This is a genomic window from Desulfonatronospira thiodismutans ASO3-1, from assembly GCF_000174435.1.
Taxonomy (GTDB): Bacteria; Desulfobacterota; Desulfovibrionia; order Desulfovibrionales; family Desulfonatronovibrionaceae; genus Desulfonatronospira; species Desulfonatronospira thiodismutans.
On the sequence record NZ_ACJN02000002.1, the window covers coordinates 507,983 to 534,936 of the forward strand.

The following is a 26,954-nucleotide window of genomic DNA, read 5'->3' on the forward strand; positions in this document are numbered from 1 at the left end:
TGGATCTTTTTGTTTAAAATTCATGCCCCATGGAGAACTCGATCTGGCTGCGGCTGCTGTCCTCCAGATCGTCCAGGGCATAACCGTATTCAACCCGGATGGGGCCCATGGGAGAATACCAGCGTACACCGGCCCCGATACTCTTGTACAAGTCGAAATCCACGCTTTCCCCTTTATCCCAGACATTGCCGGCATCGAAAAAGACCAGGCCCATGAGGCCGATCTCTTCGTTCAAGGGATGCAGCAGCTCAAAATTGGTGAAGAAGTGCTTGTCGCCGCCCTTGACTTCCCCGTCGTCGAACCTCGGGGCCAGCTTGCGCGCCGCATAGCCGCGCACGCTGTTGATCCCGCCCAGGCGGAAGAGTTCAAAGTTGGGGATGTCTTCATCCGTGTTGCGCATGACGTAACCTGCCTGTCCTTTCCAGTGGAATATACTTCTGTTTAAAACTGGTCGATAGTAGTCTGAGCTGGCAATGTACTTGATGAAGTTATCATCACCCTGCAGAAGACCACCGGCATATTCAACTGAGAGCAGGTTTCTGGTTCCCCTGGAGGGGTTTATGCGCCGGTTGCGGGTGTCGCGAATGGCCGCCACATAGGCACCGCTGGACCAGTTTTCTCCTTCCAGGTCCTTGATGTCCCGGTGGGCATCGTCGTCCACATTGGTGATCTCGTAGTTTTCAAGGCGGTAATTCCAGTGCAGTCTGGTGTATTCCCCGATGGTGTAGGCGAACTTGGCCCTGCCCCCCCGGGTGTCCCGGTCGTAAGTGAAATATTCTTCATCTATCCAGTACAGGTCGGCTCCCATGCCCAGGTTGCTGTCCCGGACCCGGGGGTTCCAGAAATCCAGGTCAAAGCGGGTGGTCCGGGCTCCGAAACTTCCGCTGAAGCTCAATTGGTACCCCTTGCCAAAGAGGTTTCTCTGCTGGATCATTCCGGTGAAAAACACCCGGTCATAAGATGAGTAGCCTGCCCCGGCGGAAAGCATGCCGGTGGGCTTTTCCTCCACCTGGGTTACCAGGTCCAGCACGTTGTCGTCTTCAGTGGGTACAGGCTGAATATCCACCTGCTCAAAATAGTCCAGGCGCTGCAGTCTTTCCGTGGATCTTCGAAGGTCGCTGCCCCGGAAAAGATCTCCGTCGGTGAGGCGCATTTCCCTGCGGATGACGTTATCCCTGGTCCTGGTATTGCCCTCGATGAGTACCCGACCGATGTAGATCTTCTCGCCCTTGCTCAGGTTGTAGATGACATCGACCTTTTTTTCATCCTCGTCCACCTGCATGTTCACATCGGCTTCGGCAAAGGCATAGCCGTAGTCGGTGTAAAAATCGGCCAGGTTCTGGGTATCTTTTTGCATGGAAGAGCGGCTGAAGTACTCGCCTTCTTCTCCCAGGTCGTCCAGGATGGTCAGCTTTTTCAGTTCATCTTCGCTTACCAGGAGGTCCCCCTGGAATGATACCTCACCCATTTTGTAGCGGTGGCCTTCCTCCACGTGGAAGGTCAGGTAGATGCCGTCCTCTTCGTAGTCCACGTCCGGCTGTCCCACCCGGGCATCAATATATCCCTTGTCCGCGTAGAAGGCTTCCAGGGCGGCCACATCCCGGTCCAGAAGCTCTTCTCTTAAAACTCCTCTGCCGGTAAGCCAGGAAAAGATGCCGCGTCTTTTAAGCTCCATTTCCCCGCGCAGGGTGCGCTCGCTTATTTCCTCCGCCCCACGGATCTCGATGCCGCGGATGAACAGGCGGTTGCCCTCGTCAATATTGATGTTCAGGTTGGCTTCACGCTCGTCGATTTCACTAATGCTGTAATCAACTGTGGCGTTGTAATATCCCTTGCCCCGGTACAACTCCCGGATCCTGCCCAGGTCTTCACTGATGATCTGGGGGTTTACCACCGATCCTGTTCTGGTGGTGAGCACTTCCCGGACATCGCTTTCGCTGATATCATCGGCTCCGGATATGTTGATATTTTGAATCAGGGGCTTTTCCTCCACCACGATGGTGACTTCCTTACCCTGGGGTGTGTCCTCGACATGGAACTGCACGTCGTCGAAATATCCCAGGTCGAAGATATTGCGCAGTTCCCGGTTTAGTTTTTCCGGGTCATACATGTCACCTTCCTGGACCTGGAGGCGAAGCAGGACCACGTCCGGATCCAGGATATCAACGCCTTCAATGTCGATGGAGGCGATGCGCTCCTCGCGGAGCATTTCCTGATAAACCTTTTCCGCCAGTTCCTCCACTGCCGGCAGGATGTTTATCACGCCTTCCTTGACTATGTAGAAAGGCACGGTTTCCCTTTCACCATAGCCGTCCACAAGTCTTGCATCCAGGCTTATGTATTCGTCCACTGCATTGAAGGTGCCATAGAGGGCAAAGCGGCCGTCTCCCAGAAGGGCCAGTCTCCGGGCCTTCTCTACGTCCAGATAGCTTACTTCTTCCCGTGTGATAAGGGTCTGCCCCAGTTCCGGCTCAACAACATCCAGGCCCTTGTCCCGCAGGGAACTGGTAAGCATGGAAGGCAGACCGGTCTGTAAATATTCAAGCTCTTCAGGGGCGTTTATTTCAAAGGGCAGAACCAGTATCTGCTTTTGTCCGGCATGTGAGGTGCCGGCAGCCAGCATCAGAAGAAAAAAGGGCAGAAAGACAAGTACCCGTTGCAACAGTGAGTTATTGATTAAGGACATACATGCCACCTGATTTTAGTTCGTAATTTATATTCATGCGCGAAGCCAAGTCCAGATTGTGGGTCACCACCACTAAGGTCATGCCCAGTTCACGGTTTAAATGCAGAAGCAGATCCCCCACTTCCCGTCCTTTGGCCTCGTCCAGGTTGCCTGTGGGTTCATCCGCCAGGAGCACTCCAGGCCGGGGCAGAATAGCCCTGGCGATTGCCGCACGCTGGCTTTCTCCACCGGACAGTGTGGTAACGCTCTGGCCGGCCTTGTGCTTCAGCCCTACCTGGTCTAAGGCCTCAAGGGCGGCCTCATGGGCCTTTTTTCTGTTGATGCCGTTTATTACGGCAGGCATGGCCACGTTTTCCAGGGTGTTGAACTCGGGGAGCAAATGGTGAAACTGGAAAATGAACCCCATCTCTGTTCTTCGCAGTGCGGCCTTTTGTACAGGAGTAAGAGTGGACAGATCCTGTCCGTTGAAAAAGACCTTTCCTTCAGTGGGGTCGTCCAGGGTGCCCAGAATGTGCAGCAGAGTACTCTTGCCGCATCCCGAGGCTCCCTGGACCGCCACGGTCTCTTTTTTCTCGATGCACAGATCCACCCTGTCCAGGACAGTGATGGTTTCCGGGCCGGAAGTGAAAGACTTGCTCAGATTTTCCAGTTTGTAAAGGGGTTCATTCATGCCTAAGAGCCTCGGAGGGGTTGAGCCCCGATGCTTTGCGGGCCGGATATATGGTGGCCAGAAAGCAAAGGACCATGGCGGCTACAGCTATTATTATCAGGTCTGAAGTGTGTAAGAGCACCGGCAGGTACTCCATGAAATAGACATCCGCCGGCAAACGGATAAACTTGTAGTTCTCAAGAATATAGCAGCCTCCCAGGCCCACTGCAAAGCCCAGAGCGGTGCCAAGCCCCCCTATCATCAGTCCCAGCAGGACGAATATATTGCGGATCATCCGCCTGGTGGTGCCCATGGACATGAGTATGGCTATATCCCGGGTCTTTTCCATGACCAGCATAACCAGGGCGGTGATGATGCTGAAGGACCCCACCAGGACAATCATGGCCAGGATAACGCCCATGGCGATTTTTTCCAGTTCCAGTGCGGCAAAGAGATTTTCATTCATCTCCTTCCAGTTGCGCACGTAGTAGGGGTACCCCCCCAGTTTTTCAGACACCCTCTCGGACAGCTCCCGGGCGCGGTCAGCGTCGTGGACCCGCAGCTCCATGCCGGAAACCACGTCGCGGGTAAATCCCATGAGTTCCTGGGCGTCATTGATTGTGGTGTAGGCAAAAGAGGTGTCGTACTCATACATGCCTGTCCTGAAGACGCCCCGGACATCAAATGTGGTTATGCTGGGCGTGAAACCGGCTGAAGTGCCTTCCCCGGAAGGGGCCATGACATTCACTGTGTCCCCTGTGCCTGCACGGAGATTGGCGGCAAGTTCCTGTCCGATAATCAGGCCGGGGAAGTCCTTTTCTATCTCCAGGTCCAGAACGCCACCCTGGACCATTTCCTGGTCCAGCCCCAGAACTTGTTTTGCGCCCTGGGGGTCTATACCTCTCAGCACCACCCCCTTAACCCCCGAGGGGGTGCTGAGCATGACTTCGGAATAAATGAAAGGGGTTGCGCCCCTGACCCCGGCTATTTCTTCCAGGTCTCCGGCCATATCCTGGTAATCGGCTATGGTGCCGGTGTGGCTGCCCACTACAATATGAGCGTTCAGACCCAGGATCTTGTCCCGCAGGTTCTCGCTGAAACCGTTCATGACCCCCAGGACAATAATGAGAGCTGCAACACCCAGGGCCACACCCAAAACGGACAAGAGAGAAATGACCGATATAAAGGCCTGCTCCCTCTTGGCCCGGAGATAGCGCAAAGCCACTAAAAATTCAAAACGCATCAGGACGTACCAGCCTCTGGGCGTAGAAGCGGAAAGAGAATAACTTCCCGGATTGAAGCAGAATTTGTGAAGAGCATGACCAGGCGGTCAATCCCTATGCCTTCCCCGCCTGCCGGGGGCATGCCGTATTCCAGGGCCCGGATGTAGTCCTCGTCCATGTAATGGGCCTCCACGTCACCGGCCTCCTTATCCTGCACCTGCTCCTGGAACCGGCCTTTCTGATCCTGGGGATCATTTAGCTCAGAAAAGGCGTTGGCTATTTCCCGGCCGGCGATAAAAAGCTCGAAACGATCCGTAATGGCGGGGTCCTTATCGTTTCTCCTGGAAAGAGGAGAAATCTCTGTGGGATAATGATATATAAAATGAGGCTGCTGCAACCTGGGTTCCACCAGAAGGTCAAAAAGCTTGGCCTGCACCTTGGCCTGTTTTTCTCCCGGGACCACATTTTCACCGAGGCGTTTCACCAGGGCTTTTGCCTTTTCCGGATCCTGGTAATCCTCCGGAGCCAGCCCCCCGATCTCTTCCAGGGACTTGAAAAAAGGTATTCTGGTCCAGGGAGGAGTAAAATCAATGGTGTTGCCCTGGTAGGTAATCTGTGTGCCGCCGGTCATGTGCCTGCACAGCCCGCTTATCATTTCTTCGGTAAAATCCATGAGGTCCCAGTAATCCACGTATGCCCGGTAAAATTCAAGCATGGTGAATTCCGGGTTGTGCTGGGTGGAGATGCCTTCATTTCTGAAATTGCGGTTTATCTCGTAAACTTTTTCAAAGCCACCCACGAGCAGTCTTTTAAGATAAAGTTCAGGTGCAACCCGGAGGTAGAGCTTCATGTCCAAAGCATTGTGGTGGGTGTTGAATGGCCTTGCTGTAGCTCCCCCGGGAATGGCCTGCATCATGGGGGTTTCCACCTCGATGAAGTCCCTGGCATCGAGAAAATCCCTGATATACCTTATGATGCGGTTTCTGGCCAGAAAAATCTGTTTGGAGGAAGGGTTGACAATAAGATCCACATACCTCTGGCGATAGCGGGTCTCGACGTCCTTAAGACCGTGGTACTTCTCGGGCAGGGGGCGTACAGCCTTGGTTAAAAGCTGGATTTCTTCCGCCTTGATGGTCAATTCGCCGGTCCTGGTGCGGAACAGTGCACCGTGGACTCCGATTATATCGCCAACATCAAGCTTCTTGAAGACCTTGAATTCATTTTCGCCCAGCATGTCCCTCTGGACAAAGATCTGTATCCGGTCGCTGTGGTCCAGGATGTGAGCAAAAATGACCTTGCCGAAGGAGCGCAGGGCCATGATCCTGCCTGCTACCCTGTAACAGCGTGTATCAGCTTCAAGCTCTGCGGCATCAAGGCTTCCCGCCTCCTGAAGGATGCGGCTTATGTCCGTGTCCTTGCGAAAGCTGTTGGAAAAGAGTTCTACCTGCTGTTCCTGCAGGTCCTTTATTTTCTGCCTGCGGTTTTTCAGAAGCTGGCTTTCGCTTTGATCAGGTGTGTTTTCAGGTGTCTGACTGTTTTTTTTCATGTGCTTGTATTTGGTTGCGGCTGGTCCTTCCAGGGGCCTGCTCAAAAGATTTTGGACCGGAGCTCAAGTCCAGGAGCAGAGCTCCAATCCAGATGTAAACTTTATAATTTATTTTAAAATAATGGTTCCGTCAAGAAACACGCACTCTCCGCGAGCTGAAAAATGTCTGCTGCGGGCATTTTTTTAAAGGCGCTAAAGCAGCATGCAACTAAATGTATTGTTGTTGCTGTCGGGGGGCTGACTGCTTGATTACTCCGTTCGGATATGCCCCTGGCCATGCATTGTTCTCCCGCCCCCTTTTTGTTGCGGCATTCACGGAAGTGCAGTGATGCATCAATATGGAATCACTCTGAAATACTGGGGGCAGGGTCGACAGAAAATGCTTGACAGACGATTGACATATGATAGTTGATTTAAGTGATCAGATGTAGACTAAAGTGGTGTTACCTTTAACCGCAGGTTTTTTATGGAAAAAATTGTTATTAACAACGTGGTCAAGATTTTCGGAGATCACCCGAAAAAAGCCCTGGAGCTTCTGCGCCAGGGTGAGCCCATTTCCCAGATCCTGGACAAGACCGGCAACGTGGTAGGGGTGGCTGATGTCTCCTTTACCGTGAACGAAGGGGAGATCGTTGTGGTCATGGGGCTCTCCGGCAGCGGCAAGTCCACCCTGGTGCGCTGCATCAACCGTCTTTTCGAGCCCACGGCCGGAGAGATATATGTAGACGGGCAGGATGTCTGCAAGCTGGACACCAAGGAGTTGCGGGATTTTCGCAGGCGCAAGTTCGGCATGGTTTTTCAGAACTTTGCTCTTTTCCCGCATCGGTCCGTGATCAATAACGTTGAGTTCGGCCTGGAAGTGCAGGGAGCAGACAAGGGAGAAATGAGGCAGAAGGCTGAAACTGCTCTGGAAATGGTCGGGCTCAAGGGCTGGGGAGAGAAATATCCCAGTGAACTTTCCGGGGGTATGCAGCAAAGGGTCGGTCTGGCCAGGGCTCTGGCCCTGGACCCGGATATCCTGCTCATGGACGAGGCCTTCAGTGCTCTGGACCCCCTTATCCGCAGGGATATGCAGGACGAACTCATCAACCTGCAGCAGAAAATGCAGAAGACTATTGTCTTTATCAGCCACGACCTGGATGAGGCCCTCAAAATCGGGGATCGCCTGGTGATATTAAAGGACGGGGCAGTGGTCCAGATAGGCACCCCGGAAGAGATTCTGACCAGACCGGCCACGGAGTATGTACGTAAGTTCGTGGAAGAGGTGGATATCACCAAGGTTCTCACTGCTGAGTCGGTTATGAAAAAGTGCGAGGATGTGGCCTACCTGGGATCAGACGGCCCCAATGCAGCAATGCGCAAAATGAAAAAGAACGCCATTGCCTCGCTTTTTGTTTTGAATAAAGACCGCACTCTGGCCGGCATTGTTTTCGCCGGCGAGGTGCGCAGGCTGGTGGATGAGGGAGAAAGCGATCTGGAAAAAGCTATGCACAAAGATATAAAGATGGTCAGCCGGGATACCCCGGCCCAGGAACTTTTTCCCATTATGCAGGACATGTCCTACCCCGTGGCAGTTGTGGACGATGAAAACAAGCTTCTGGGGATCATAGTCAAGGGCCTGCTCTTTTCCGCCATTGCCGAACGGGGAGGTGACGTATGAGTTTTGAATTGCCGAGGATTCCTCTGGGCGATGGCATAGAAGCTGCCCTTGACTTCCTGGTTGATCATCTGGCCCTGGCCACGAGGGCTTTTTCTGCAGTGGCTGACCAGGGTCTGCGTTTCATCGAAACATCGCTTCTGGGCGTACATCCTGTGATAGTAATTGTCATTGTTACAGCTCTCGTTTTTTTCATGACCAGAAAGCGTGGGGTGACCGTCTTTACATTCCTGGGTCTTGGACTTATATGGAACATGGGTTTATGGACAGCCACCGCCAGTACTTTGAGCCTGGTGGTGGTGGCTACCCTGATCGCCATTGCCATAGGCATCCCCTTGGGGATCATTGCCGGACTAAGTGACTGGGTTTATCGAATTGTCCGGCCCATACTTGATTTTATGCAGACGCTGCCGGCTTTTGTTTACCTTATCCCGGCCATCCCTTTTTTCGGGCTGGGCAAAGTGGCCGCTATTTTTGCCACTGTGGTCTTTTCCATGCCGCCGGCCATCAGGTTCACCAACCTTGGCATCAGGCAGGTACCCAAGGAGCTCACCGAGTGTGCAGATGCCTTTGGTGCCGACCGCTGGCAGAAGCTGTTCAAGATCCAGCTGCCCCTGGCCAAGACAACTATTATGGGGGGAGTCAACCAGACTGTGATGCTGGCTCTGTCAATGGTGGTTATCGCGGCCATGATCGGGGCCGGCGGGCTCGGTGGCGAAGTATGGCGGGCCATTCAACGCCTGCAGCCTGGTGCCGGATTTGAGGCGGGTATCGGAATTGTAATTCTGGCAATTATATTAGACAGGTTGTTGCAAAGCCTGGCTTCTAAAGATTAATCTTCATGATACTTTGGAGGTCCGGTCAAATAAAATGAGGGCTGTGAAATTGAATGGCCGGGTTTAAGCATACTGGTCCCATAGCCCTTCAACCCTTAAAAGAATGTAAGGAGGTTTACAATGATTAAAAAAGGTTTGGCAGTATTGTCTGTGCTGGCGTTGCTTATGGGTTTTGCTTCCAGTAATGCCGGGGCCCAGGACAGGCTGACCCTGGCTTACGTGGAATGGGACTGCGCAGTGGCCAGCACTGATGTAGCTAAAGCGGTTCTCCAGGAGGAACTCGGGTACAATGTCGAGAGCATGTCCGTCAGCGCAGCCGCCATGTGGCAGGGCGTAGCCTCGGGAGATGTGGATGCCCATGTGGCTGCATGGCTGCCTGTTACCCACGGCGATTATATGGATGCCACAGAGGGACAGCTTGAAGACCTTGGGAAGCTTACAGATGGTGCAAAGATCGGTCTTGTTGTACCTGAGTACGTAGACATTGACAGCATTGAAGATCTTAATGACTATGCTGATGAATTTAATGGCAGGATTACAGGGATTGACCCCGGAGCGGGCATCATGTCCAGGACTGAAGAGGCCCTGGATGAATACGGACTTACTGAATTCGAACTGCAGGAAGGAAGCGACGCTACCATGAGTGCCGCCCTGAGAGACGCCACCCGCCGCGATGAGTGGATTGTTGTGACCGGATGGTCTCCTCACTGGAAATTTGGACGCTGGGATCTCAAGTATCTTGAAGACCCCAAAGAGGTATACGGTGAAGCCGAGCATATCAGCAAAATGGCCCGCCAAGGCCTTGCCGACGATGCTCCCGAAGCATACGAGTTCCTCAAGAACTTTTCCTGGACCCAGGAAGAGATGGCTGTGCTCATGGAATGGAACGAAGACGGCGGTGATTCCTATGAAAACGCCGTACGCTTCATTGAGGAGCATCCTGATCTTGTAGACCAGTGGCTGGGAAGATAAAAAAACCTTGACGTGTCATTTCATTTGAGTTAATCATATGTCTTTGCAGGGCGAAATAAAGCCCTGCAAAGACATATTTTTTCCAAGACAAATTTTTCTCAATGTTCCCCGGCAGCTCAATTACGCCTCCGGCGTAACAGAGCGGGTGGCTGTAATCACGCTGGGGCGTGATTGGCGGTTCAAAAATAAGATTACTCTCTATGTTCCCCGGTAGCTCAATTACGCCTCTGGCGTAACAGAGCGGGTGGCTGTAATCACGCTGGGGCGTGATTGGCGGTTCAAAAATAAGATTACTCTCTATGTTCCCCGGTAGCTCAATCGGCAGAGCGGGTGGCTGTTAACCACTAGGTTGGCGGTTCAAGTCCGTCCCGGGGAGCCAATTTTCAAGGCCTCTGGAGCAATTCAGAGGCCTTTATTTTGGATTTTAGCAAATGTTTTGCTGTTTTTCGTTAGGTGGCTGTTAATCACGCCTGTGGCGTGATTGGCGGCCTGTCACGCCGGAGGCGTGATTCAAGTCCGTCCCGGGGAGCCAATTTTCAAGGCCTCTGGAGCAATTCAGGGGCCTTTTTTTATTCCCATGCCATATTTTGTCTACATCCTTCAAAGCAGCAGTACCGGCCGTTACTACTGTGGCCAGACTGACGACCTGACCAAACGCCTGGCCCAGCATAATGATCCATCCCAGATGCTTACGCTGACGACAAAAAGGCACCGTGGTCCATGGGATCTGATATGGAGCCAGGAGCTCGAAACCCGCCAGGAAGCACTACGCTTGGAGCGCAGGATAAAGAAGCGTGGCATAGGACGGTACTTGGCAGATACTGGTAAGAGCCAGTTTCAGCACAGGGCTGATTAATCACGCCTGTGGCGTGACTGGCGGCCTGTCACGCTGGAGGCGTGATTCAAGTCCGTCCCGGGGAGCCAATTTTCAAAGGGGCTGAACTTCGATATAAGTTCAGCCCCTTTTTTATTGTCTGGCGGTCCAGTTATTGAGATACGGTTATATTACCTGAAGCCGGCAGGAAAGTGCCTGAGCCATGAGGCACAGGTTCAAATGTGTCTTTTACTGTCCATTTTTTGTAGAACCACCAGGTTTTGCAGGTATTTTGAAAGCTTGTGCAGCAGCCTATAAGCATATATAAACAAGTGCAGTCTTTTCAGGTAAAGCAAAGGAAGTGATGAGCTGACCTGATGCTTTTGACGGGCGAACACTCAAAACAGAGATTCAAAATGGGATAAATTATGGCAGAAAAGGACTCAGTTAAAGAATATGATGTGATAATCGTGGGATGTGGTCCGGCTGGACTCTTTGCTGCTTATTATCTGGGCGAGCATACGGACCTCAATGTCTTGGTCCTTGAAAAGGGCAAGTCTTCCCGGAAAAGGCTCTGTCCAATAAATGGGGAAAAGGAGTGCATGCGCTGCAGGCCCTGCAATATAATGTCCGGTGTTGGTGGAGCAGGCCTTTTTTCCGACGGCAAGCTCAATTACATCCACAAGCTGGGCAAGACGGATCTGACCCAGTTTATGCCTGTTTCAAAAGCCAGTGAGCTCATCCGCGACACTGAAGAGATTTACAACCGTTTCAACATGGATGGAAAAGTTTACCCCACGGACTGGGAAAAAGCCAGAAAAATCCGCAAAGATGCTCTGAAAAACGGCATTGACCTTTTGCTCATCCGGCAAAAGCACCTGGGAAGCGACAAGCTGCCCGGACATATTTCCGCTATGGCTGAATACGTCCGGGGCAAGGGTGTAAACATCCATACCTCTGAAGAGGTCAAAGATATTCTGGTGGAGCAGGGGCGGGTGCAGGGAGTGGCAACCAGCCGCAGAGAGTACAGGGCCCCAAGCGTGATCCTGGCTCCGGGCAGGGTAGGAGCGGAGTGGATGGGGGATCTGGCCCGGCGGCACGGTCTGAATATATCTCAAAGAGGTATCGAGGTGGGAGTGCGGGTGGAAGTAAGCCGGGATATCATGAGCGATCTATGCGACGTGATTTATGATCCGACCTTTTTTATCCGCACCAATACCTACGATGACCAGGTCCGCACCTTTTGTACCAACCAGGGCGGCTTCGTGGCCCTGGAAAACTACCAGGACTTTGTCTGTGTCAACGGCCACGCCTATATGGACAAAAAGTCGGACAACACCAACTTTGCTTTTCTTTCCAAGGTTGTCCTGGAAGATCCTGTAACCAGCAACCAGGCGTACGGTGAATCCATAGGCCGGCTGGCCACAATCATCGGCGGGCACAGGCCTATACTGCAGCGCTTTGGTGACCTCAGGCGCGGAAGACGCTCCACATGGAACCGTGTGCGCAACAGCTTTGTTGAGCCCACCATGAAGAATGTAACCTGCGGAGATATCGCCATGGCCCTGCCGGAGCGAATCCTGCGAAACATTGTCGAGGGGCTGGAAAAGTTGAATAAGGTGATACCAGGTGTGGCCAGCGAGGGGACCCTGCTTTACGCACCCGAGATCAAGTTTTTCGCCACCCAGGTTCAGTCCAGCAATGTCCTGGAGACTGCGGTCAAAGGGCTTTTCGTGGCCGGAGACGGCCCCGGAGTCGCTGGCAATATAGTTTCCGCCTCAGCTACAGGACTGATCCCGGCCAAGGAAATCGCCTGGAGGCATGCAACCGGGGCAGGTGATAGCTGATCTCCGGCCGGGGTTGTCCGAAAGGATCGCTATGGGCTGATCAGTCCATCTGCACGATTTCCCAGGTTCCATCGGGCTGCCTGCAGGCGGTACCATACAATGTTTTTTCTTCGCCGCCTATGTCGGCTTCAGTGGTGAATTCCCGGCAGTACTGTCCCTCGTCGCCTTTATAGGTTTCCTTGGGGGTTACTTCGTGGGATATGTCGGTATTGGGGTTTTCCCACTGGGATGTTTCTCCGTCAGGCTTGGTTTCCAGGGTCTGACCCATTTTCTGCTGGTCCATTTCGTCCATGCGGTCCAGGTAGCTCCCTACATATCCGCCCAGGGCCGCGCCTGCAAGGGTACCGCCGATGATTGCAGCAGTCTGCCCGGTGCCGCTGCCTATCTGTGAGCCGATTACGCCGCCTCCTATGCCTCCCAGGCCGGCTCCGCCCACAGTGTGCTTCTGTCCTCCGCAGCCGGCGATCAAGGCCAGAGCTGCCAGAACGACTGCCAAGTAAATTATGGTGCGCATAGCTTTCCTCCAGAATATTTTTTTGAATTAAATGCATGCATTATCCACGCCACAAAAAAATAATACGTCTGAAGGCCATGTAAACAGGCACCATCCAGGAAGCCGGGTCATGGGTATGCGGGCAAAAGCGCTACATGTGCCAATGTGGCCTGTTGTTCTGGAGATTGCTAATAATTCCCGGGGTGATTAGCTTTTTTGCTGAAAAGATAAAAATCATGCCGGACAGAATGATGTGGATCAGGCGCTGCAGGTCAGGACTGGCAGGGACAGATAATGCCTGCCTGACAATGGGTGCATTGACATTGCCGCCTGCCTGGGCAAAGATAAACAGCAGTTACTCTATCGCCTCCCTGGGGCGATAGAGTTTTCTTTTGCAATCCTTCAGGACAGCTGATGCACGACTCTGACCAGACAACATATAAAGAACCGGTTGTACTCACCCGCAGGGGCATGGCCCGGGGGTTCATGAAGTGTATTCCACTGGGGTTGGGGGTTTTTGCCTACGGCCTGGTCTTTGGAGTGCTGGCGGTGCAGGCGGGCATGTCTCCACTGCAGGCCCAGATCATGAGCCTGACTGTTTTTGCCGGGGCCTCCCAGCTCATGGCCCTGGAGCTCTGGTCTGCCCACCTGCCTGTCCTGGCCATTACAGCCACGACCCTGGCCGTCAATCTCAGGCACCTGCTCATGGGGGCGGCCATGCGGGACTGGCTGGTGCGTCTGCCCCCGTCCAGATCTTATCTTAGCGTTTTTTTCATGACAGATGAATCCTGGGCCCTGTCGGTCAGGGAAATGGCCGAAGGCAAAAAAGACGCCGGCTTTCTCCTGGGGGCGGGACTTTGCATCTATATGTTCTGGAACGCTTCCACCGGGGTCGGGGCCACCATGTCCTCCCTTGTGGACAGATATTTTGCAGATCCGGCAGTACTGGGCCTGGATTTTGCCTTTACCGCGGTATTCATCGCCCTGCTCATCTTCTTCTGGAGGGGCAGATCCCAGATTCCGGTATGGCTGGTGGCCGGAGCAGTCGCCTGGATTGCCTTCATGCTCTTCCCGGGAAAATGGTATATTATTCTGGGAGGTCTGGCCGGAGGGATTGTGGGAGCATTGAGGGATGCTTGAAAACTTTGATCTGCTTTTTGCCGTCACCATTTTGCTCATGACCCTGGTCACCTATTTTACCCGGGCCGGCGGGCTTTTCGTAGTCAGCAGGATTACACCGACCCCGCGGGTCAGGGCCTTTTTAAATCATGTCCCGGCCTCCATCCTGGTGGCCATAATCGTCCCCAGCCTGGCGGACAAGGGTCCGGCCGAGTTTATTTCCGCAGCTGTCACCGTGGCTGCCGCAGCCTGCACCCGCAATCTCCTGCTCTCTCTTCTGGCCGGGCTTTTATGCGTATCCGCGCTTAGAGCCTTTGTATTCTAAGGGCGTTTCTCACTTAACTTTTGATCTGCTGCAGATTTGATTTGACTTCCGGAGGTTATTATAGAAATTTGTCCCCGCCACAGGCTTTCTGGCCAGGGAATAAGGCTGAACTCAATAAAATCAAAAGGGAGAGTTAGACATGAACGAGCGCTACCTGATTCAAAAGATCGCCACCTGTGACAAGTGCCATGGACACGGTAAAGTTGAAAATCCCCTCTGGACGGAACTTATTGAAGAAGTAGGGGAGGACTACCTCAAGAACCTGAGCAAGCAGGACTACAACCAGCTTTTGATTGAAAAGGGCCTTCTGAGTTTCGGACGCTACGAGCCCCGGGAGATGAAGTGCAAAAACTGCAAGGGATCAGGCGAGTTTTTCAATAATGTCAACCTGGAAGATGTGCCTGTGGTGCAGGATCTCATGAAGCGCCTGGAAAACCTGGAAAATAAATCCTGAGTAACCATTCAGGGAGCCGGCCAGGGGACAGTCCCCGCGACACCTTTCCTGCACGAATAAAATATGACAAAGCACAAAGTTGTGTGAGCCTGCTTAGATAGTACTTAGCGGGGACAGTCCCCAGTCACGCCAAAGGCGTGAGTACAATGAACTACAACTGAGTACCCCCTGAATGCTTACAATCCTGAGCTATTTTTCCCGGTAAAGCAGGTAAAAGGTCACCGGGACCAGGACCAGGGTGAACACCGTGGAGGATATGAGCCCGAAGATAAGGGCCCAGGCCAGCCCGGAAAAGACCGGGTCCAGGGTGATGGGCCAGACCCCTATGGCCGTGGTCAGGGCCGTGAGCACGATGGGTCTCAGCCTTACGGCACCGCTTTGCAGGATGGCCTCTTTGAGGTCCTCCCCCCGATTCAGGGCGGAGCGGATAAAGTCTATCAGGACCAGGGAGTTGCGGATAACTATCCCCCCCAGGGCGATCATACCGATCATGGCCGTGGCTGTAAAAAAGACCGGGTCGGCAAATCCGTCCACCTCCTTGCCGGTGATGAGGTTGAGCAGAAAGAAGCCGGGCATGATCCCGGTCAAGGTCAGGGGGATGGCGGACATGATCAAAAGGGGCAGGCTCAGGGACCCGGTCTGCAATATCAGCAGGACATAAATGGCCAGCAGGGCGAATCCGAAGGCCAGGCCCAGGTCCCGGAACACGTCTATGGTGATCTTCCATTCGCCTTCGCCCCTCCATTGTACGCTGAACCCCTGGGGCAGCGGGTCTTCACTGAGCCTGGATTTCATGTCCAAAACCGCCTCCCCCGGAGGCTGCCCGGCCATCTCAGCGGTTACATAAACCACACGGCGCAGGTTTTTGTGCAGGATGGGCTGCTCCACCGGTTTTTTTTCAAACCTGCCTAATTCCTTCAGGGCAACTGCGCTGCCGTTTCCGGCAATGACGTGCAGCTGCTGCAGGTTGTTGATGCCGGAGCGTTTTTCTAAGGGAAGCTTCATGCGGATGTGCACGGTCTCGCGTTCATAGGGGCTGTGCAGGGCAGCAGGCTTTGACCCGCCGATGTAAAGCCCCAGGGCTCCAAGCACGTCCCGGGCATCAAGGCCGTGCAGGGAGGCCTTTTCCCGGTCCAGAACGAAATCCAGTCTCTTATGCCTGGCCTGTGCGCTTATGTCCACGTCCCGGACAAATTCTTCCTGGATCATGATGTTTTGGACATGCCGGGCCGCATCTATGGTCTCGGCATAGGTCCGGTCCGGGTCCGGATAGACTTCCGCCGCTATGGTGGCCATGACCGGTGGTCCCGGCGGGACTTCCACCAGTTCCATGGCGGCCCCGTGTTTGCGGGCCAGGTCCTCCAGGTCCCGGCGCAGGGAGAGAACCAGGGTGTGACTTGACTTGTCGCGCTTCTGCCTGGGCTTGAGATTGATGCGGATATCCGCCTGGTGAGGGTCCTGTCGGGCATAATATCCCCTGACCATGGCATTGAAGTCCATGGGTGAGGCCTTGCCGGTGTAGGTGGTATAGGTAGTGATTTCCGGCACCCGGGAGAGATAGTCCTCAAAGTCGCGGACCACGGCATCGGTATGTTCCAGCGTGGTCCCCTCGGGCATATTTATAACCACCTGGAATTCATCCTTGTTGTCGAAGGGGAGCATCTTCAAAGGCACCATGCGCAGCAGGACCAGGGCCAGGGCCGCCAGGATCAGGACTGTGACCAGCAAAAAAAGCCCCCGGCGCATCCACCTGGATTGCAAAAAGGGTGTCATGAGGCCGCGGTAGCCTTTCATTATCCAGTGCGGCACCCCCTGCTGACCAGTACCGCCTTTTTTAATCCCCGGGCGGCTCAGGAAACGGTGACAGAGCCAGGGCACTATGGTCACGGCGCACAGGGTGGAGAAAATCACAGTCATGGGGACATTGGCGGCCATGGGAGCCATGTAGGGACCCATCATGCCGGTAATGAAGAACAGGGGCAGAAAGCAGGCGATTATGGCCAGGGTGGACATGACCACCGGCACCACCACCTCGCTGACCCCGGCCAGGACGGCATTTCCGGGGCTTTTGCCCCCCAGGCCCATGTGGCGCTTGACATTGTCCACGTTGGTGATGGGATCATCCACCACCAGCCCCAGGGACAGGATAAGGGCGAACAGGGTGACTCTGTTGATGGTGTATCCCAGAAGATAACTGCCGAAAAGGGCCAGGGAAAAGCTCACCGGGATGGCCAGGCCCACCACCAGGGCCGGTCTCCAGCCCAGGGTCAGGGTGAGCACCAGGACCACAGTGGCCACGGCGAAGAAAAGGGACCTGAAGAGTTCGCTGACCTTTTCCTGGGCGGTGCGGCCGTAGTTGCGGGTGACTTCCACCTCTACGTCTTCCGGCAGGATAAGCCCTTCAAGTTTTTGCATCCGCTCCAGGATACTGTCAGCCACCTGCACGGCATTGGTGCCCTGCTTTTTGGCCAGGGCCAGGGTCACGGCAGGCATGGAAAAAGGTCCGACCAGGCCCTTTTCCTGCATGTAGCTCCCGGACATGCCCAGTCTGGTGTAGCTCTCAGGCTCGGCCGGTCCGTCGCGCACCCGGGCCACGTCCTCTAAGTAAACCGGGCGGTCCTCATGCATGCCCACCACCAGCCTCTGCACCTGCTGAGCGGTCCTTAGATGCGCATCCCCCAGGACCTGGAATTGCAGATTATCCCGGGAAAAGTCCCCCAGGGTCCGGGCAAAGTCGGCCTCTTCCAGGGCCTTCTGGATGTGCACAGGCGAGATCCCCCGCCCGGACATGGCCTGGGGGTCCATCTCCACCTGCACCTGCCTTGGACGCCCGCCGAAAATCTGCGAACGGGAGACGTTTTCCACCTCAGAGAGTCTGGCCAGGAGTTCGCTGCCGATGCGCCTTAGTTCATAGTCACTTCTCTCATTAGAAAACAGGGTCAGGTTCAAAATGGGAACATCATCAATGCTTACCGGCTTTACAATCCAATCCTGGACCATGGACGGGACCTGGTCCTGGTGCATGATGATCTGGTTGTGCAGTCTGACCAGGGCGTCTTCCAGGTCCTGGCCCACGAAAAAACGTACCGTGACCACGGCCTGGTCCCTCCTGGAAGTGGAGTAGACGTATTCTACTCCCTGCACCTGCCATAAAAGCTCTTCCAGGCGGGTAGCCACCAGTTTTTCCACCTCTCCGGGGCCGGCACCCGGGACATCCACGATGACGTCGGCCATGGGAACCACTATCTGGGGCTCTTCTTCGCGCGGAGTGACGGTGATGGCCAAAGCGCCCAGGGCCAGGGCCAGGAAAAGAAGGATAGGAGCCGGATAGGAGGATAAAAACGGCCCTACAAAGGAGGCGATTCTGGAATTATCCGGAGGACTGGGCATAAATTTCCAGGGTTATGGACTCAGGTGCTGCAGCTTGACTTTTTCCCCGGCGGACAACCCGGAAAGCACTTCCACCCGTTGATTCACAGTGCGTCCCAGGCGCACGTGCCTGGTCTGCTTCTGCTGGTTTTCAACCACCTGCACGGTTGCCAGCTGGCCGATCATGCGTACGGCGCTTTCAGGCACCATCAACATCTCTTCAGTCTCCACAGGGATAAGCATGCGGGCAAACATGCCGGGGTAAAGGTCCGGGCCGGCCTCGATGCCCAGCTTGACCAGAAAGCTGCGTGAATCCGCATCGGCAGCCGGATCAATCTCGGCGGCCCGGCCGGAGATTTTTTTATCCAGGGCATCCACCCGGATATCGAATACGTCCCCCAGGCTGACCCGGGAAATCAGCCGTTCCGGCACATGGGCCTCCAGGCGCAGGAGGTGCCTGGTCTGAAGTTTTAGCAAAGGTTTGTCCGGGGCGGCCAGGTCGCCTGCATCGACCATTTTGCGCACCACCTGGGCCCGGGCCGGGGCCCGGATGCTGGTGTAGTCCAGGACCACCTGGAGTTCACTTATTTTTTCCTGCAGGGCGTCCCTGGAATATGCGGCCTCCTGAAGAGCCATCAAAGCCTGCTCATGCCCGGCCCTGGCCTGGAAATACTTTGATGCGGCCTGGTCCAGCTCCTGCTGGGTGGCCACGTCCTGTCCGTGCAGGCGTTTCATGCGCTCAAACTGCGGCCCGGTCTCCTCCAGAAGGGCTCCGGCCTCGTCTATCTCCCGGCGGATGCGCTGGATGGAGGCTTGTGCACCCTCGAGATCCAGGCGGGCCTGCTCCAGCCTGCTTTTGAATTCATCCTGTTCTAAGCGTATCAAGAGGTCCCCGGACTCTACCATATCCCCGGGAGCCACCAGGACTTCTTTGACCCTGGCCTGCACCTGGGCGCTTAGAACCGGTTCCTGCCAGGGGCGGATGGTCCCTGCTGCCTGGTAGTAGTTGGTCACCTGGAATTTTTTGGCCTCAAAGACGTCCGGCTCCTGGGCGGCGGGCGTATTCAGGTCCAGGCCAGGCCAGGACAAAAGAGTCAGGGCTGCCAGGAAGGCCAGGCTCACAAAAGAGTTCTTTTTCCGTAATCCTGGAACTGTTTTCATGCAGGTGTTCCTGTATGCCTATGTTCTGCCCGCCAGGGCCTGGACGCAGGCCTGCCGGAACTGCTGCATCTGGGAGGAGTCCGGGAATCTGTCTGTATGTTCCAGGGCTTCCTGGAACAGGCCCAGGTTCATGCAGCTTATGCACTGGCAGGCTGCCAGGTTTTCACTGCCGGGGAAATGTTTCAGGCCCTGGCCGAGGCACTGGTAGGCCTGCCTGTGTCTGCCCTGTTTCTGTCTGATTATGCTAAGTCCCAGATATGCCCTTTCATTGGGGTACCAGGCAAGGGATTTTTCAAACAGAAGTTCGGCTGTCTTTTCTTTGTCCGGGATTTCCTGGATAGCTGAATAGTCACCATGGCTGAAGGTCATGCCCAGCCTGGACAGAAAATCCGCATGCAGGGGATAAAGCCCGGGCTCGTCTTTTAGCTTTATCTCCCGGGCGGCCCGGGGCAGGGTCTGGTAGTAGCAGGTGCGAAGCATCCGCCCGAACTCCAGGACCATTTCCGGGGTCATGTAGGGATCGGTTTCAAAATATTTGATGTGCTCCACTTTTTCCAGCCAGAAATCATCGGTCAGTGTGCTTTTTTGCTGAAGCTCCCGGTACAGGGCAGTGCCCGGAAACATCTCTAAGATATAAAAAACAGCGCTCAAGGGCTTTATACGCTCCATTAAGTCCATGCTTTCCCGGATGGTTTCACGGGTCTCACCCGGGGAGCCGTAGATGAAGTAGGCCCGGGCCAGGATGCCGCAGGCCACAGTCTGCTCAAAGGCAGTCTGAATCTCCTGATTGCCTGTTTTTTTGTTCAGAGCTTTTCTGATTTTCGGAGAACCGCTTTCGATGCCGTAGCTTATCTGGATGCATCCGGCCCTGCGCATCCAGGTGAGCATTTCTTCATCCACGCAGTTCACCCGGGAAATGGCGAACCAGGAAATTTTAAGCCCCCGGTTTATTATCAGCCGGCAGATCTCAATGACCCGCTCCGGTTTCAGGGTGAAGGTGTCGTCGGAGAAAAAGAAAAAGGTTACGCCTTTTTTGTAAAGCTCCTGGAGCATGTCCACGAAGTATGCCGGGGAGTGAAACCTGACCTTGCGTCCCCAGAACTCCGGGGACCCGCAGAAGGAGCAGTTGGAGGGACAGCCCCGGGAGGAGACCAGGTGCTGGAAGGTGAAATACCTGGCTGGAGAGGGCAGCTGGTCCAGGTCCTGGATGGGTTCCGGAAAACCGGTGCACACGGTCTCTTCTCCCCGCCTGAAAGCCAGGCCCTTGAGGTCTTCCAGGTTGCTATGGTCCCTGCTTTCCAGCCTGGATACCAGCTGGAGCAGGGAAAATTCGCCTTCTCCCAGGAGGACGTAATCTATCTGGGGGTAATGCTTAAGCAGATGCTCCCATAGAAAAGTGGCCCCTATGCCTCCCAGAACGGTTACGGTTCCGGGAAGGATCTCCTTGACCAGGGCGGCTGTGTCTGTTGCTCCCAGGCGGTTGGCATTTACAATGGAAAATCCCACCAGGTCCGGATTTTTTTCCAGAAGCATGTCCCGGATATCCCGGTCAGTCTGCTCCAGCTGGTACCAGTTGAGGATTTCCACCTGGTGCCCCCGGGATTTCAAAAGCGCTCCGAGATAATAAAGCCCGATGGGGGTCACGCCGGCGTCTTCGCTAAAGAGCTCATGGGACCTGGGCTCCAGGCAGCGGGGATATATGAGCATAATTTTCATAAAGGCAGTCCTGATCCCTTAATCCAAAATCCGAAATACATAACACTACAGCTAAACTTTGCGTGCAGAGCAAGTGATCAGCTTTCACGAAAAAAAATTATCCATGAAGGCAGGATAGAAGGTTGGCCATCCTGACGAGCTATGATTATGGTCATGCTCTAATGGTTACTCAACGTTCTTAGGTGAGCTGCCTTTATCCCAGTCAAATTTTGTTACTTGTAACCATTCAGGGGATGCCTCAATCGGCCCGGGGACAGTACCGCACTTATTTTTTCTGATGAACAATTTTCAGCTGTTGGCGTTGGAAAAATAAGTGCGGTACTGTCCCCGGAGTTCAATAAAATAAGTTTCGCTGTAGTGTTATCCCTGTATTTTATCACGATATAGTACCAAGATATATGGGCTTGTCAACCAGCGTTGCCCAAGTTATACACTTGAAGATGTTACTGCAAATTGTCCAACAACCGCCGGAAGGATAACATGCCGGAGGAAGTAAAAAACCAGGCCCAGAGGGAGATGGAGCGCCTGGAAAAAAGAAAGCGGCTGGCCTATATGGTGGCCCTGGCCTGTGGCGTGCTCATTTTTCTGCTGAGCTGGATTATCCGGGAGCCTGACGACCTTTTTATCCTGGTGCTGTACCCATTTTTCGCGCTGGTGCTGGCTTTGATGCTTTTTTTTGTCTGGCGGCGGAGCTTTCCCCTGCAGCAGCTGGAAGCGGTCATGTTCACAGCCGTGTCAGCAATGATTTTGGGCCGTCTGGCCTGGCACTTTCATTTGGGGGGCGAGCTGGACGATCACCTGCTGATGCTGGCTGGAGGGCACTACTGGTCCGTGGGCGTTCTCATCGTGGGCGGATTCGTTATGCTGGACCACAAGAAAGGAATTATTGCCGGCACACTGGTTATTCTTGCCTCCATAAGCATTGCCGCAACTGGTATAGCCGGGGAACTGCAGGATCAGGAAGTTTCCGGGCAGGCGCTCATATACTTGGCCAGGATACATCTTTTTCTGGGACTGCTGCTGGGGCTGGCGGCCGCAGCAACAACTTTGCGCGACAAGTACCGTGACGCTCTGATCTGGAACAACTCCCTGCAGGAACTGGCCTCTACCGACATGCTTACAGGCCTGGCCAACCGCAGGGCGGCGGAAGATTTTCTGGAAAAGCAGGCCTACGCTAACAGGCGATATGGCAGGAAAGTCTCGGTAATTATGGCCGATGTGGACTTATTCAAGCAGGTCAATGACAAATATGGACATAGCAGAGGGGACATGGTGCTTGTGGAACTGGGCCGGATACTTCGAAACTCTTTGCGGGAGACGGATCTGGTGGCCCGTTGGGGGGGAGAGGAGTTTCTCATAGTCGCCCCGGAGATTGATATGCAGGAAGCAAAGGAACTGGCTGAGCGCTGTCGCTGTGCGATTGCTTCAAGACAGGTGGCCGGCATTAATCTTACCATGTCTTTCGGGGTAACGGAACTAAGGGAGAAGGACAGTGTCGATACTGTCCTTTCCAGGGCCGACAACCTGCTTTACAAAGCAAAATCATCCGGGCGTAATCTGATTGTGGCCGAAGCTTAACCCCTCAGGACATATACACGAAGTCCCCGCTTTTTACCAAGTGTCCCCTGGGTTCCGGGAAGAAGTAGATCCAGGCCTGTACCTCCCGGCCTTCATCCAGTTGCACAGGCTTTTTTTCGCGTACATACCAGTGGGGATGGTTTTCCAGCCTGTCCAGCCTGTCCAGGCCGCGACCGTCCACCAGGTAGACCTCTCCTCGGATGGGGCCTACCGCTTCGCTTTTGACTGTATAAGGGTAATCGTGAACGTAAAGGGCATAGTCTTCACTGGTTCTGGCCGGCCCAATATCCCTGGCGTCTTTAAGCAGGTGATGGTTGGAGCAGCCCTTCCTTAACGTGCCGTATACGAATACGTATTCCATAAACTCAGTTCTCTATGCTGATTTCCACTGTATTGCTCCGGGCTATCACTGTCTGTATTCCTTCCTTCTCCACATAGACATGCATAAAGCCCATGACCTCGTAGCGTCCGTTTTCCAGGTGGGTTGTGTCCCAGCGGACCGGAAAATTGCCGGCTTCGTCTCTGGATTCGCCTATCTTTATCCAGGAGTTGTGCCCCTTCTTGCGAAAGTACCAGGGGTTGGCTATCTGGACCACTGAGCCCTGAATGCCCAGTTCCGATAACTCCTGGCGCAAGAGTTCCTTGTCCAGGTCTTCGCGTAGAAGAACCTTGCCTGAATAGCTCTCCAGGACATCTGTAGGTACAATGAAATTGGGTCCCCAGTTGTATGGCATGTCTGCCTCCCTAAAGACTGTGTGATTTTTCTTTTTGCCACCATTTCCTGCCAGGCTTTACAGCATGACCAGCGTGGTCTTCTGTTGTCTTTCGGCTGCAACGTGTCCTGTATCCCTGTGGGCCGGGGTGTTTGCCTGGTGAGGTGGGACGGGATGCTGCGGCCCACAGGGTGTACAGGGGTTTGGAGGTTGCAGAGGTATTTATGCAGATTTACAATACCGGCAGATATTTATTCAACTCGTACTCGGTGATCTGAATGCGGTAATTGTCCCATTCGATGATCTTGTTTTCAACAAACTTGTTGAAGATATGATCACCCAGGGCCTCGCGGATGACTGAACTCTTGGACAGCTCGTTTACAGCTTCGTGCAGGCTGCCGGGCAGGCTGTCGATGCCGTGTTTGGCCCTCTCCTGGACGTTCATTTCAAAGATGTCCTCTTCCACCGGCGCGGGCAGGGAGTAGCCTGCTTCCATGCCTTCCAGTCCGGCGGCCAGCATGGAGGCGAAAGCCAGGTACAGGTTGCAGGCCGGGTCCGGGGAGCGAAGCTCTACGCGGGTGGCCTCTTCCTTGCCCGGCTTGTACATGGGCACCCTTACCAGGGAGGAACGGTTGCGCCTGGCCCAGGCCACGTATACCGGGGCCTCATATCCGGGAACCAGCCTTTTGTAGGAGTTGACCCACTGGTTGCACACGGCTGTAAGTTCCTTGGCGTGGGTTAACAGGCCGGCAATATAGCTCTTGCCGTCGGAGCTCAGGTTGAACTCACCTTTGGGATCATAAAAGGCGTTTTTGCCGTTTTTGAAAAGCGACTGGTGCACATGCATGCCGCTTCCGTTTTCCCCGAACAGGGGCTTGGGCATGAAAGTGGCGTAGCAGCCGTGCTTGCGGGCGATCTCCTTGACGATAACCCGGTAGGTTATGGCCTGATCAGCCATCTTCAGGGCCTCCTGGTAGCGCAGGTCGATTTCGTGCTGACTGGGGGCCACCTCGTGATGGCTGTATTCCACCTGGATACCCATCTTGTTCAGGGCGAATATGATATCCCTGCGGATGTCGTTGGCCCGGTCCAGGGGAGGTGCGTCGAAGTATCCGCCCACATCTATCCCCTTGGGAGCGGTGGAGTCCTCGAAAAGGAAAAACTCGAGCTCGGGACCGACAAAAAAGTCGTAACCCTTTTCTGCAGCTCTCTTGAGAACTCTTTTCAGGACATAGCGGCTGTCTCCCTCATAAGGAGTAAGGTCCGGGTTTTTGATGTCGCAGAACATCCGGGCCACGGGCTTTTCCGCGGGACGCCAGGAGACCATCTGAAAGGTGCAGGGATCCGGGATGGCTACCATGTCGCTTTCGTGTATCCTGGAAAAGCCCTCGATAGATGATCCGTCAAAGCCCATGCCCTCGTCAAATGCTGCATCCAGCTCGCTGGGGGTGACCTGAAAACTCTTGAGTGTCCCCAGAACATCCACAAACCAGAACTGGATAAAGCTTACATCATACTCCTTGACCGCCTTGATAACATCATCGGGATTTTTGCAATTAAAAACTGGTACATCCATTTTGTGCCTCCTTAAATAGTGTTTTGCATTAAGCTTTCCCCGTGATATTACATTATTCGGGCCAAGTAATTTTTGTTCTTTTATTTCGAAGTGTTATGTGTGGAAGGGGGCAGAGGTGCCCAGGCTGGGGGTACAGGTGTTTACAGTTTTGTAAGGTGCGGGGGTGTATTGCAGGGGCTGGTTTGCAATTTTGTCAAAAAAGAGGAGTTGAAGGTTTTTGCAAACAGGAGACAGAGTTTTTTCTCAAAAAGGGGGAGGGCTGGAAAAAGGTTTGAACATGAATGTGCTGCGTAGCACACCAGGGAGGCAGGCCATGCAAGAAATGCCCTGCCCGCGGCACAGTACTCTTGTGGGCAAACAAAAGCATTGCCCGGGAAAAGTGCTGCCGGCGAACCCGGCTCAGTCCTCCTGCTTGTCCGGGGCCTGGTCCAGAGTGCACAGGTGACATATTCCGGATACTTTTTTGAGCTCCACAACAAAGGATATGCCTGCCCCGGGCTTGTCTAAGTGGCCGGCGTCCATGATAGCCTGATGCACTTTTTCTGAGATGTCCTGGGAAACTATGGTCAGAATGATTTCTTTTTCCGGCTGGATGGGTATGCCCAGCAATGTCTTGGTTTCCCGGATACCTGTACCGCGGCCGTAGATAATGGTGCCGCCTTCTGCCCCGGCTTTTTTGGAGGCCTTGATCAGGGGTTCGCTTGTATTTTTGTTTACAATAGTGACTATGAGATCAAAATTATCCATGCCGGTCATTTCCTCCTGGTCTTTAGGTTTAGAAATACTCCCACGGTCATTACTGATAAGATGGGGGCCAGAGCCACCAGGGCAATGAGGCCGAAACCATCGTGTATGGCGCTTCTGCCTTCCATGGCTTCGGCAAGACCCAGAGCGATGGCCATTACAAAAGTCACCGTCATGGGACCGGTGGCCACGCCCCCGGCGTCAAAGGCAATGGATATAAAGGACTGCTCGCTCAGCTTCATCATTAAAAGGGCCAGAATATAGCCGGGCAGCAGGATGTAGTAGATGGAAAACCCGAAAATGATTTTACCCATGCCCATGGCCACAAAGACACCCACTCCCAGGGAAAGGGTTATGAGCATAAACATCTGGCCCAGACTGCCGGCGGAGGCCCTTTCGACATTGTAGCACAGGATACGGACTGCTGGCTCGGCAATAGTGGCTACCAGGCCCAGGACAAATCCGATGGGGATCAGGATCCAGAGGTTTTCAAAGTTGTTCATTATCTCGCCCATCTCAGCGCCCACCGGCATAAAGCCGACCTCCACACCCTGAAGAAAAAGGGTCAGTCCGGCAATGGCCAGCACAACACCTTTGAACAGGTTGATGACATACTGGCGGTCCAGTTGGAGATAGGCGAACTGAAAAAATATAAAAAAAGCCAGAAGCGGGCCAACAGCCATGAGCACATTGACCAGGACATGACTTACGTCCAGAAATTCAAGGATAAGCGAGGTCATGAGTAAATTATCCCCAGAATCATAACGCTTAAAACAGGTCCAATGGAGGCCAGGCCGATTAGTCCGAAACCGTCATTAAAGGAGGATTTTCCTCCAAGAACAGCCGTAACACCCAGGCCCAGAGCCAGGATAAAAGGCACTGTAACCGGTCCTGTGGTCACCCCTCCGGCATCGAAGGAAATGGGCACAAAATCAGTAGGGGTGAAGTAGGACAGAATCAGGATCAGAGTGTATCCACCGGCGAAGATATAGGCGATGGGTATGTTTAAAACAATACGCAGCATGGCCAGGGTGACGAAAATGGCCACTCCCAGAGCCACGAAAAGCACCAGGATGTACCGGCTGACCATTCCTTCGGAGACCGTGTCCACATATCCGGCCAGGACCCATACATCGGGTTCGGCCATGGTTACGGCATAGCCCAGAATGAAGGCGAAAAAGAGAAGAAAGATAAGCGAGCCGTGCTTGGGCAGCTCTGCGCCGATGGCTTCGCCCATGGGCAGAAGACCTATCTTGACTCCCTGCAGAAAGAGCAGCAGGCCGGACATGACGAAAAGGACCCCGATGAGAAAACGGGCGAATTCTTCCCAGGGCATGGAGATAAGCAGCACCTGCAGCAGGATTACCACTGCGGTTATGGGCAGCACCGCCTGAACTACCTCAATAAGTCCTTCCTTGAATTCACTGGTCATGGGTTCTTTTTACATTAAAGAAGGGATATTTTCAACTGGAATAT

Annotated in this window: 23 protein-coding genes and 1 tRNA gene; 10 read left to right on the plus strand and 14 right to left on the minus strand. The window is 54.0% G+C overall.

The features are described from left to right. Positions 1 to 13: 13 nt before the first annotated feature. The 4 genes from bamA to lysS are packed head-to-tail and all read right to left on the minus strand — an operon-like array spanning position 14 to position 6,104. On the minus strand, positions 14 to 2,686 hold the full coding sequence (bamA, locus tag DTHIO_RS08510; RefSeq protein WP_008869902.1) for an outer membrane protein assembly factor BamA: 2,673 nt from the start codon (positions 2,684 to 2,686) through the stop codon (positions 14 to 16). After that, a complete protein-coding gene (locus tag DTHIO_RS08515; RefSeq protein ID WP_008869903.1) occupies positions 2,670 to 3,356 on the minus strand; it encodes an ABC transporter ATP-binding protein in 687 nt (228 codons plus the stop codon). The genes bamA and DTHIO_RS08515 overlap by 17 nt, the downstream gene beginning before the upstream one ends. Further along, entirely contained in the window at positions 3,349 to 4,578 is a 1,230-nt protein-coding gene (locus DTHIO_RS08520; protein ID WP_008869904.1) for a lipoprotein-releasing ABC transporter permease subunit, read from the minus strand. Before DTHIO_RS08520 ends, DTHIO_RS08515 begins: the two co-directional genes overlap by 8 nt. Next, complete coding sequence (gene lysS / locus DTHIO_RS08525; protein WP_008869905.1) at positions 4,578 to 6,104, minus strand: lysine--tRNA ligase; 1,527 nt, start codon at positions 6,102 to 6,104, stop codon at positions 4,578 to 4,580. Before lysS ends, DTHIO_RS08520 begins: the two co-directional genes overlap by 1 nt. A 466-nt stretch (positions 6,105 to 6,570) precedes the next feature. On the opposite strand from lysS, the gene DTHIO_RS08530 reads away from it, so the two are divergent. The 6 genes from DTHIO_RS08530 (at position 6,571) to DTHIO_RS08555 (ending at position 12,230) form a co-directional block, all read left to right on the plus strand. Beyond that, a complete protein-coding gene (locus DTHIO_RS08530) occupies positions 6,571 to 7,764 on the plus strand; it encodes a quaternary amine ABC transporter ATP-binding protein (protein ID WP_008869906.1) in 1,194 nt (397 codons plus the stop codon). Then, positions 7,761 to 8,597, plus strand: coding sequence for an ABC transporter permease (locus DTHIO_RS08535; RefSeq protein ID WP_008869907.1), 837 nt, complete (start codon positions 7,761 to 7,763; stop codon positions 8,595 to 8,597). The genes DTHIO_RS08530 and DTHIO_RS08535 overlap by 4 nt, the downstream gene beginning before the upstream one ends. Positions 8,598 to 8,717: 120 nt before the next feature. Continuing rightward, entirely contained in the window at positions 8,718 to 9,569 is an 852-nt protein-coding gene (locus tag DTHIO_RS08540; protein WP_008869908.1) for a glycine betaine ABC transporter substrate-binding protein, read from the plus strand. Positions 9,570 to 9,872: 303 nt separating this feature from the next. Then, positions 9,873 to 9,948, plus strand: a tRNA-Asn gene (locus tag DTHIO_RS08545). Between the two features lie 198 nt (positions 9,949 to 10,146). Next, on the plus strand, positions 10,147 to 10,425 hold the full coding sequence (locus DTHIO_RS08550; RefSeq protein ID WP_008869910.1) for a GIY-YIG nuclease family protein: 279 nt from the start codon (positions 10,147 to 10,149) through the stop codon (positions 10,423 to 10,425). Positions 10,426 to 10,811: 386 nt separating this feature from the next. Further along, entirely contained in the window at positions 10,812 to 12,230 is a 1,419-nt protein-coding gene (locus DTHIO_RS08555) for an NAD(P)/FAD-dependent oxidoreductase (RefSeq protein WP_008869911.1), read from the plus strand. A gap of 40 nt (positions 12,231 to 12,270) precedes the next feature. Here DTHIO_RS08555 and DTHIO_RS08560 read toward each other — a convergent pair whose 3' ends face one another. Continuing rightward, on the minus strand, positions 12,271 to 12,744 hold the full coding sequence (locus DTHIO_RS08560; protein ID WP_008869912.1) for an RT0821/Lpp0805 family surface protein: 474 nt from the start codon (positions 12,742 to 12,744) through the stop codon (positions 12,271 to 12,273). A gap of 393 nt (positions 12,745 to 13,137) precedes the next feature. Between DTHIO_RS08560 and DTHIO_RS08570 the strand changes: the two genes are divergently transcribed. The 3 genes from DTHIO_RS08570 (at position 13,138) to DTHIO_RS08580 (ending at position 14,621) form a co-directional block, all read left to right on the plus strand. Continuing rightward, on the plus strand, positions 13,138 to 13,863 hold the full coding sequence (locus DTHIO_RS08570) for an AzlC family ABC transporter permease (protein ID WP_008869913.1): 726 nt from the start codon (positions 13,138 to 13,140) through the stop codon (positions 13,861 to 13,863). Beyond that, positions 13,856 to 14,167 (plus strand): AzlD family protein, encoded by a 312-nt coding sequence (locus DTHIO_RS08575; protein WP_008869914.1) that lies wholly within the window; start codon positions 13,856 to 13,858, stop codon positions 14,165 to 14,167. The genes DTHIO_RS08570 and DTHIO_RS08575 overlap by 8 nt, the downstream gene beginning before the upstream one ends. Before the next feature lie 139 nt (positions 14,168 to 14,306). Continuing rightward, a complete protein-coding gene (locus tag DTHIO_RS08580; protein WP_008869915.1) occupies positions 14,307 to 14,621 on the plus strand; it encodes a hypothetical protein in 315 nt (104 codons plus the stop codon). A gap of 189 nt (positions 14,622 to 14,810) precedes the next feature. Here DTHIO_RS08580 and DTHIO_RS08585 read toward each other — a convergent pair whose 3' ends face one another. The 3 genes from DTHIO_RS08585 to DTHIO_RS08595 are packed head-to-tail and all read right to left on the minus strand — an operon-like array spanning position 14,811 to position 20,867. Continuing rightward, on the minus strand, positions 14,811 to 18,011 hold the full coding sequence (locus tag DTHIO_RS08585) for an efflux RND transporter permease subunit (RefSeq protein ID WP_008869916.1): 3,201 nt from the start codon (positions 18,009 to 18,011) through the stop codon (positions 14,811 to 14,813). Positions 18,012 to 18,023: 12 nt separating this feature from the next. Continuing rightward, positions 18,024 to 19,151 carry an efflux RND transporter periplasmic adaptor subunit gene (locus tag DTHIO_RS08590; protein ID WP_008869917.1) on the minus strand — a complete coding sequence of 376 codons (1,128 nt, stop codon included), beginning with the start codon at positions 19,149 to 19,151 and terminating at the stop codon, positions 18,024 to 18,026. Between the two features lie 18 nt (positions 19,152 to 19,169). Next, positions 19,170 to 20,867, minus strand: a complete 1,698-nt coding sequence (locus DTHIO_RS08595) for a B12-binding domain-containing radical SAM protein (protein ID WP_008869918.1) — start codon at positions 20,865 to 20,867, stop codon at positions 19,170 to 19,172. A 480-nt stretch (positions 20,868 to 21,347) separates the two neighbouring features. Between DTHIO_RS08595 and DTHIO_RS08600 the strand changes: the two genes are divergently transcribed. Continuing rightward, positions 21,348 to 22,445: a GGDEF domain-containing protein gene (locus DTHIO_RS08600; protein WP_008869919.1), complete on the plus strand. Its 1,098-nt coding sequence runs from the start codon at positions 21,348 to 21,350 to the stop codon at positions 22,443 to 22,445. Between the two features lie 4 nt (positions 22,446 to 22,449). Here DTHIO_RS08600 and DTHIO_RS08605 read toward each other — a convergent pair whose 3' ends face one another. The 6 genes from DTHIO_RS08605 to DTHIO_RS08630 form a co-directional block, all read right to left on the minus strand. Beyond that, positions 22,450 to 22,806 carry a gamma-glutamylcyclotransferase family protein gene (locus tag DTHIO_RS08605; protein WP_008869920.1) on the minus strand — a complete coding sequence of 119 codons (357 nt, stop codon included), beginning with the start codon at positions 22,804 to 22,806 and terminating at the stop codon, positions 22,450 to 22,452. Positions 22,807 to 22,810: 4 nt separating this feature from the next. Next, positions 22,811 to 23,179, minus strand: coding sequence for a hypothetical protein (locus DTHIO_RS08610; protein WP_008869921.1), 369 nt, complete (start codon positions 23,177 to 23,179; stop codon positions 22,811 to 22,813). Between the two features lie 211 nt (positions 23,180 to 23,390). Beyond that, positions 23,391 to 24,734: a glutamine synthetase family protein gene (locus tag DTHIO_RS08615; RefSeq protein ID WP_008869922.1), complete on the minus strand. Its 1,344-nt coding sequence runs from the start codon at positions 24,732 to 24,734 to the stop codon at positions 23,391 to 23,393. Between the two features lie 399 nt (positions 24,735 to 25,133). After that, positions 25,134 to 25,481, minus strand: coding sequence for a P-II family nitrogen regulator (locus DTHIO_RS08620; protein WP_008869923.1), 348 nt, complete (start codon positions 25,479 to 25,481; stop codon positions 25,134 to 25,136). A gap of 5 nt (positions 25,482 to 25,486) precedes the next feature. Beyond that, positions 25,487 to 26,218, minus strand: a complete 732-nt coding sequence (locus DTHIO_RS08625) for a DUF1538 domain-containing protein (protein WP_008869924.1) — start codon at positions 26,216 to 26,218, stop codon at positions 25,487 to 25,489. After that, on the minus strand, positions 26,215 to 26,910 hold the full coding sequence (locus DTHIO_RS08630; RefSeq protein WP_008869925.1) for a DUF1538 domain-containing protein: 696 nt from the start codon (positions 26,908 to 26,910) through the stop codon (positions 26,215 to 26,217). The genes DTHIO_RS08625 and DTHIO_RS08630 overlap by 4 nt, the downstream gene beginning before the upstream one ends. Positions 26,911 to 26,954 lie beyond the last annotated feature (44 nt).

What these genes read in the sequence shown, in the direction of transcription:
- DTHIO_RS08610 (WP_008869921.1), bottom strand. Translation starts at nt 23,179, where the DNA reads ATGCCATACAACTGGGGACCCAATTTCATTGTACCTACAGATGTCCTG.
- lysS (WP_008869905.1), bottom strand. Translation starts at nt 6,104, where the DNA reads ATGAAAAAAAACAGTCAGACACCTGAAAACACACCTGATCAAAGCGAA.
- DTHIO_RS08570 (WP_008869913.1), top strand. Translation starts at nt 13,138, where the DNA reads ATGCACGACTCTGACCAGACAACATATAAAGAACCGGTTGTACTCACC.
- DTHIO_RS08575 (WP_008869914.1), top strand. Translation starts at nt 13,856, where the DNA reads ATGCTTGAAAACTTTGATCTGCTTTTTGCCGTCACCATTTTGCTCATG.
- DTHIO_RS08520 (WP_008869904.1), bottom strand. Translation starts at nt 4,578, where the DNA reads ATGCGTTTTGAATTTTTAGTGGCTTTGCGCTATCTCCGGGCCAAGAGG.
- DTHIO_RS08515 (WP_008869903.1), bottom strand. Translation starts at nt 3,356, where the DNA reads ATGAATGAACCCCTTTACAAACTGGAAAATCTGAGCAAGTCTTTCACT.
- DTHIO_RS08540 (WP_008869908.1), top strand. Translation starts at nt 8,718, where the DNA reads ATGATTAAAAAAGGTTTGGCAGTATTGTCTGTGCTGGCGTTGCTTATG.
- DTHIO_RS08530 (WP_008869906.1), top strand. Translation starts at nt 6,571, where the DNA reads ATGGAAAAAATTGTTATTAACAACGTGGTCAAGATTTTCGGAGATCAC.
- DTHIO_RS08560 (WP_008869912.1), bottom strand. Translation starts at nt 12,744, where the DNA reads ATGCGCACCATAATTTACTTGGCAGTCGTTCTGGCAGCTCTGGCCTTG.
- DTHIO_RS08605 (WP_008869920.1), bottom strand. Translation starts at nt 22,806, where the DNA reads ATGGAATACGTATTCGTATACGGCACGTTAAGGAAGGGCTGCTCCAAC.
- DTHIO_RS08600 (WP_008869919.1), top strand. Translation starts at nt 21,348, where the DNA reads ATGCCGGAGGAAGTAAAAAACCAGGCCCAGAGGGAGATGGAGCGCCTG.
- DTHIO_RS08630 (WP_008869925.1), bottom strand. Translation starts at nt 26,910, where the DNA reads ATGACCAGTGAATTCAAGGAAGGACTTATTGAGGTAGTTCAGGCGGTG.
- DTHIO_RS08585 (WP_008869916.1), bottom strand. Translation starts at nt 18,011, where the DNA reads ATGCCCAGTCCTCCGGATAATTCCAGAATCGCCTCCTTTGTAGGGCCG.
- DTHIO_RS08590 (WP_008869917.1), bottom strand. Translation starts at nt 19,151, where the DNA reads ATGAAAACAGTTCCAGGATTACGGAAAAAGAACTCTTTTGTGAGCCTG.
- DTHIO_RS08550 (WP_008869910.1), top strand. Translation starts at nt 10,147, where the DNA reads ATGCCATATTTTGTCTACATCCTTCAAAGCAGCAGTACCGGCCGTTAC.
- DTHIO_RS08555 (WP_008869911.1), top strand. Translation starts at nt 10,812, where the DNA reads ATGGCAGAAAAGGACTCAGTTAAAGAATATGATGTGATAATCGTGGGA.
- DTHIO_RS08595 (WP_008869918.1), bottom strand. Translation starts at nt 20,867, where the DNA reads ATGAAAATTATGCTCATATATCCCCGCTGCCTGGAGCCCAGGTCCCAT.
- DTHIO_RS08580 (WP_008869915.1), top strand. Translation starts at nt 14,307, where the DNA reads ATGAACGAGCGCTACCTGATTCAAAAGATCGCCACCTGTGACAAGTGC.
- DTHIO_RS08620 (WP_008869923.1), bottom strand. Translation starts at nt 25,481, where the DNA reads ATGGATAATTTTGATCTCATAGTCACTATTGTAAACAAAAATACAAGC.
- DTHIO_RS08625 (WP_008869924.1), bottom strand. Translation starts at nt 26,218, where the DNA reads ATGACCTCGCTTATCCTTGAATTTCTGGACGTAAGTCATGTCCTGGTC.
- DTHIO_RS08615 (WP_008869922.1), bottom strand. Translation starts at nt 24,734, where the DNA reads ATGGATGTACCAGTTTTTAATTGCAAAAATCCCGATGATGTTATCAAG.
- bamA (WP_008869902.1), bottom strand. Translation starts at nt 2,686, where the DNA reads ATGTCCTTAATCAATAACTCACTGTTGCAACGGGTACTTGTCTTTCTG.
- DTHIO_RS08535 (WP_008869907.1), top strand. Translation starts at nt 7,761, where the DNA reads ATGAGTTTTGAATTGCCGAGGATTCCTCTGGGCGATGGCATAGAAGCT.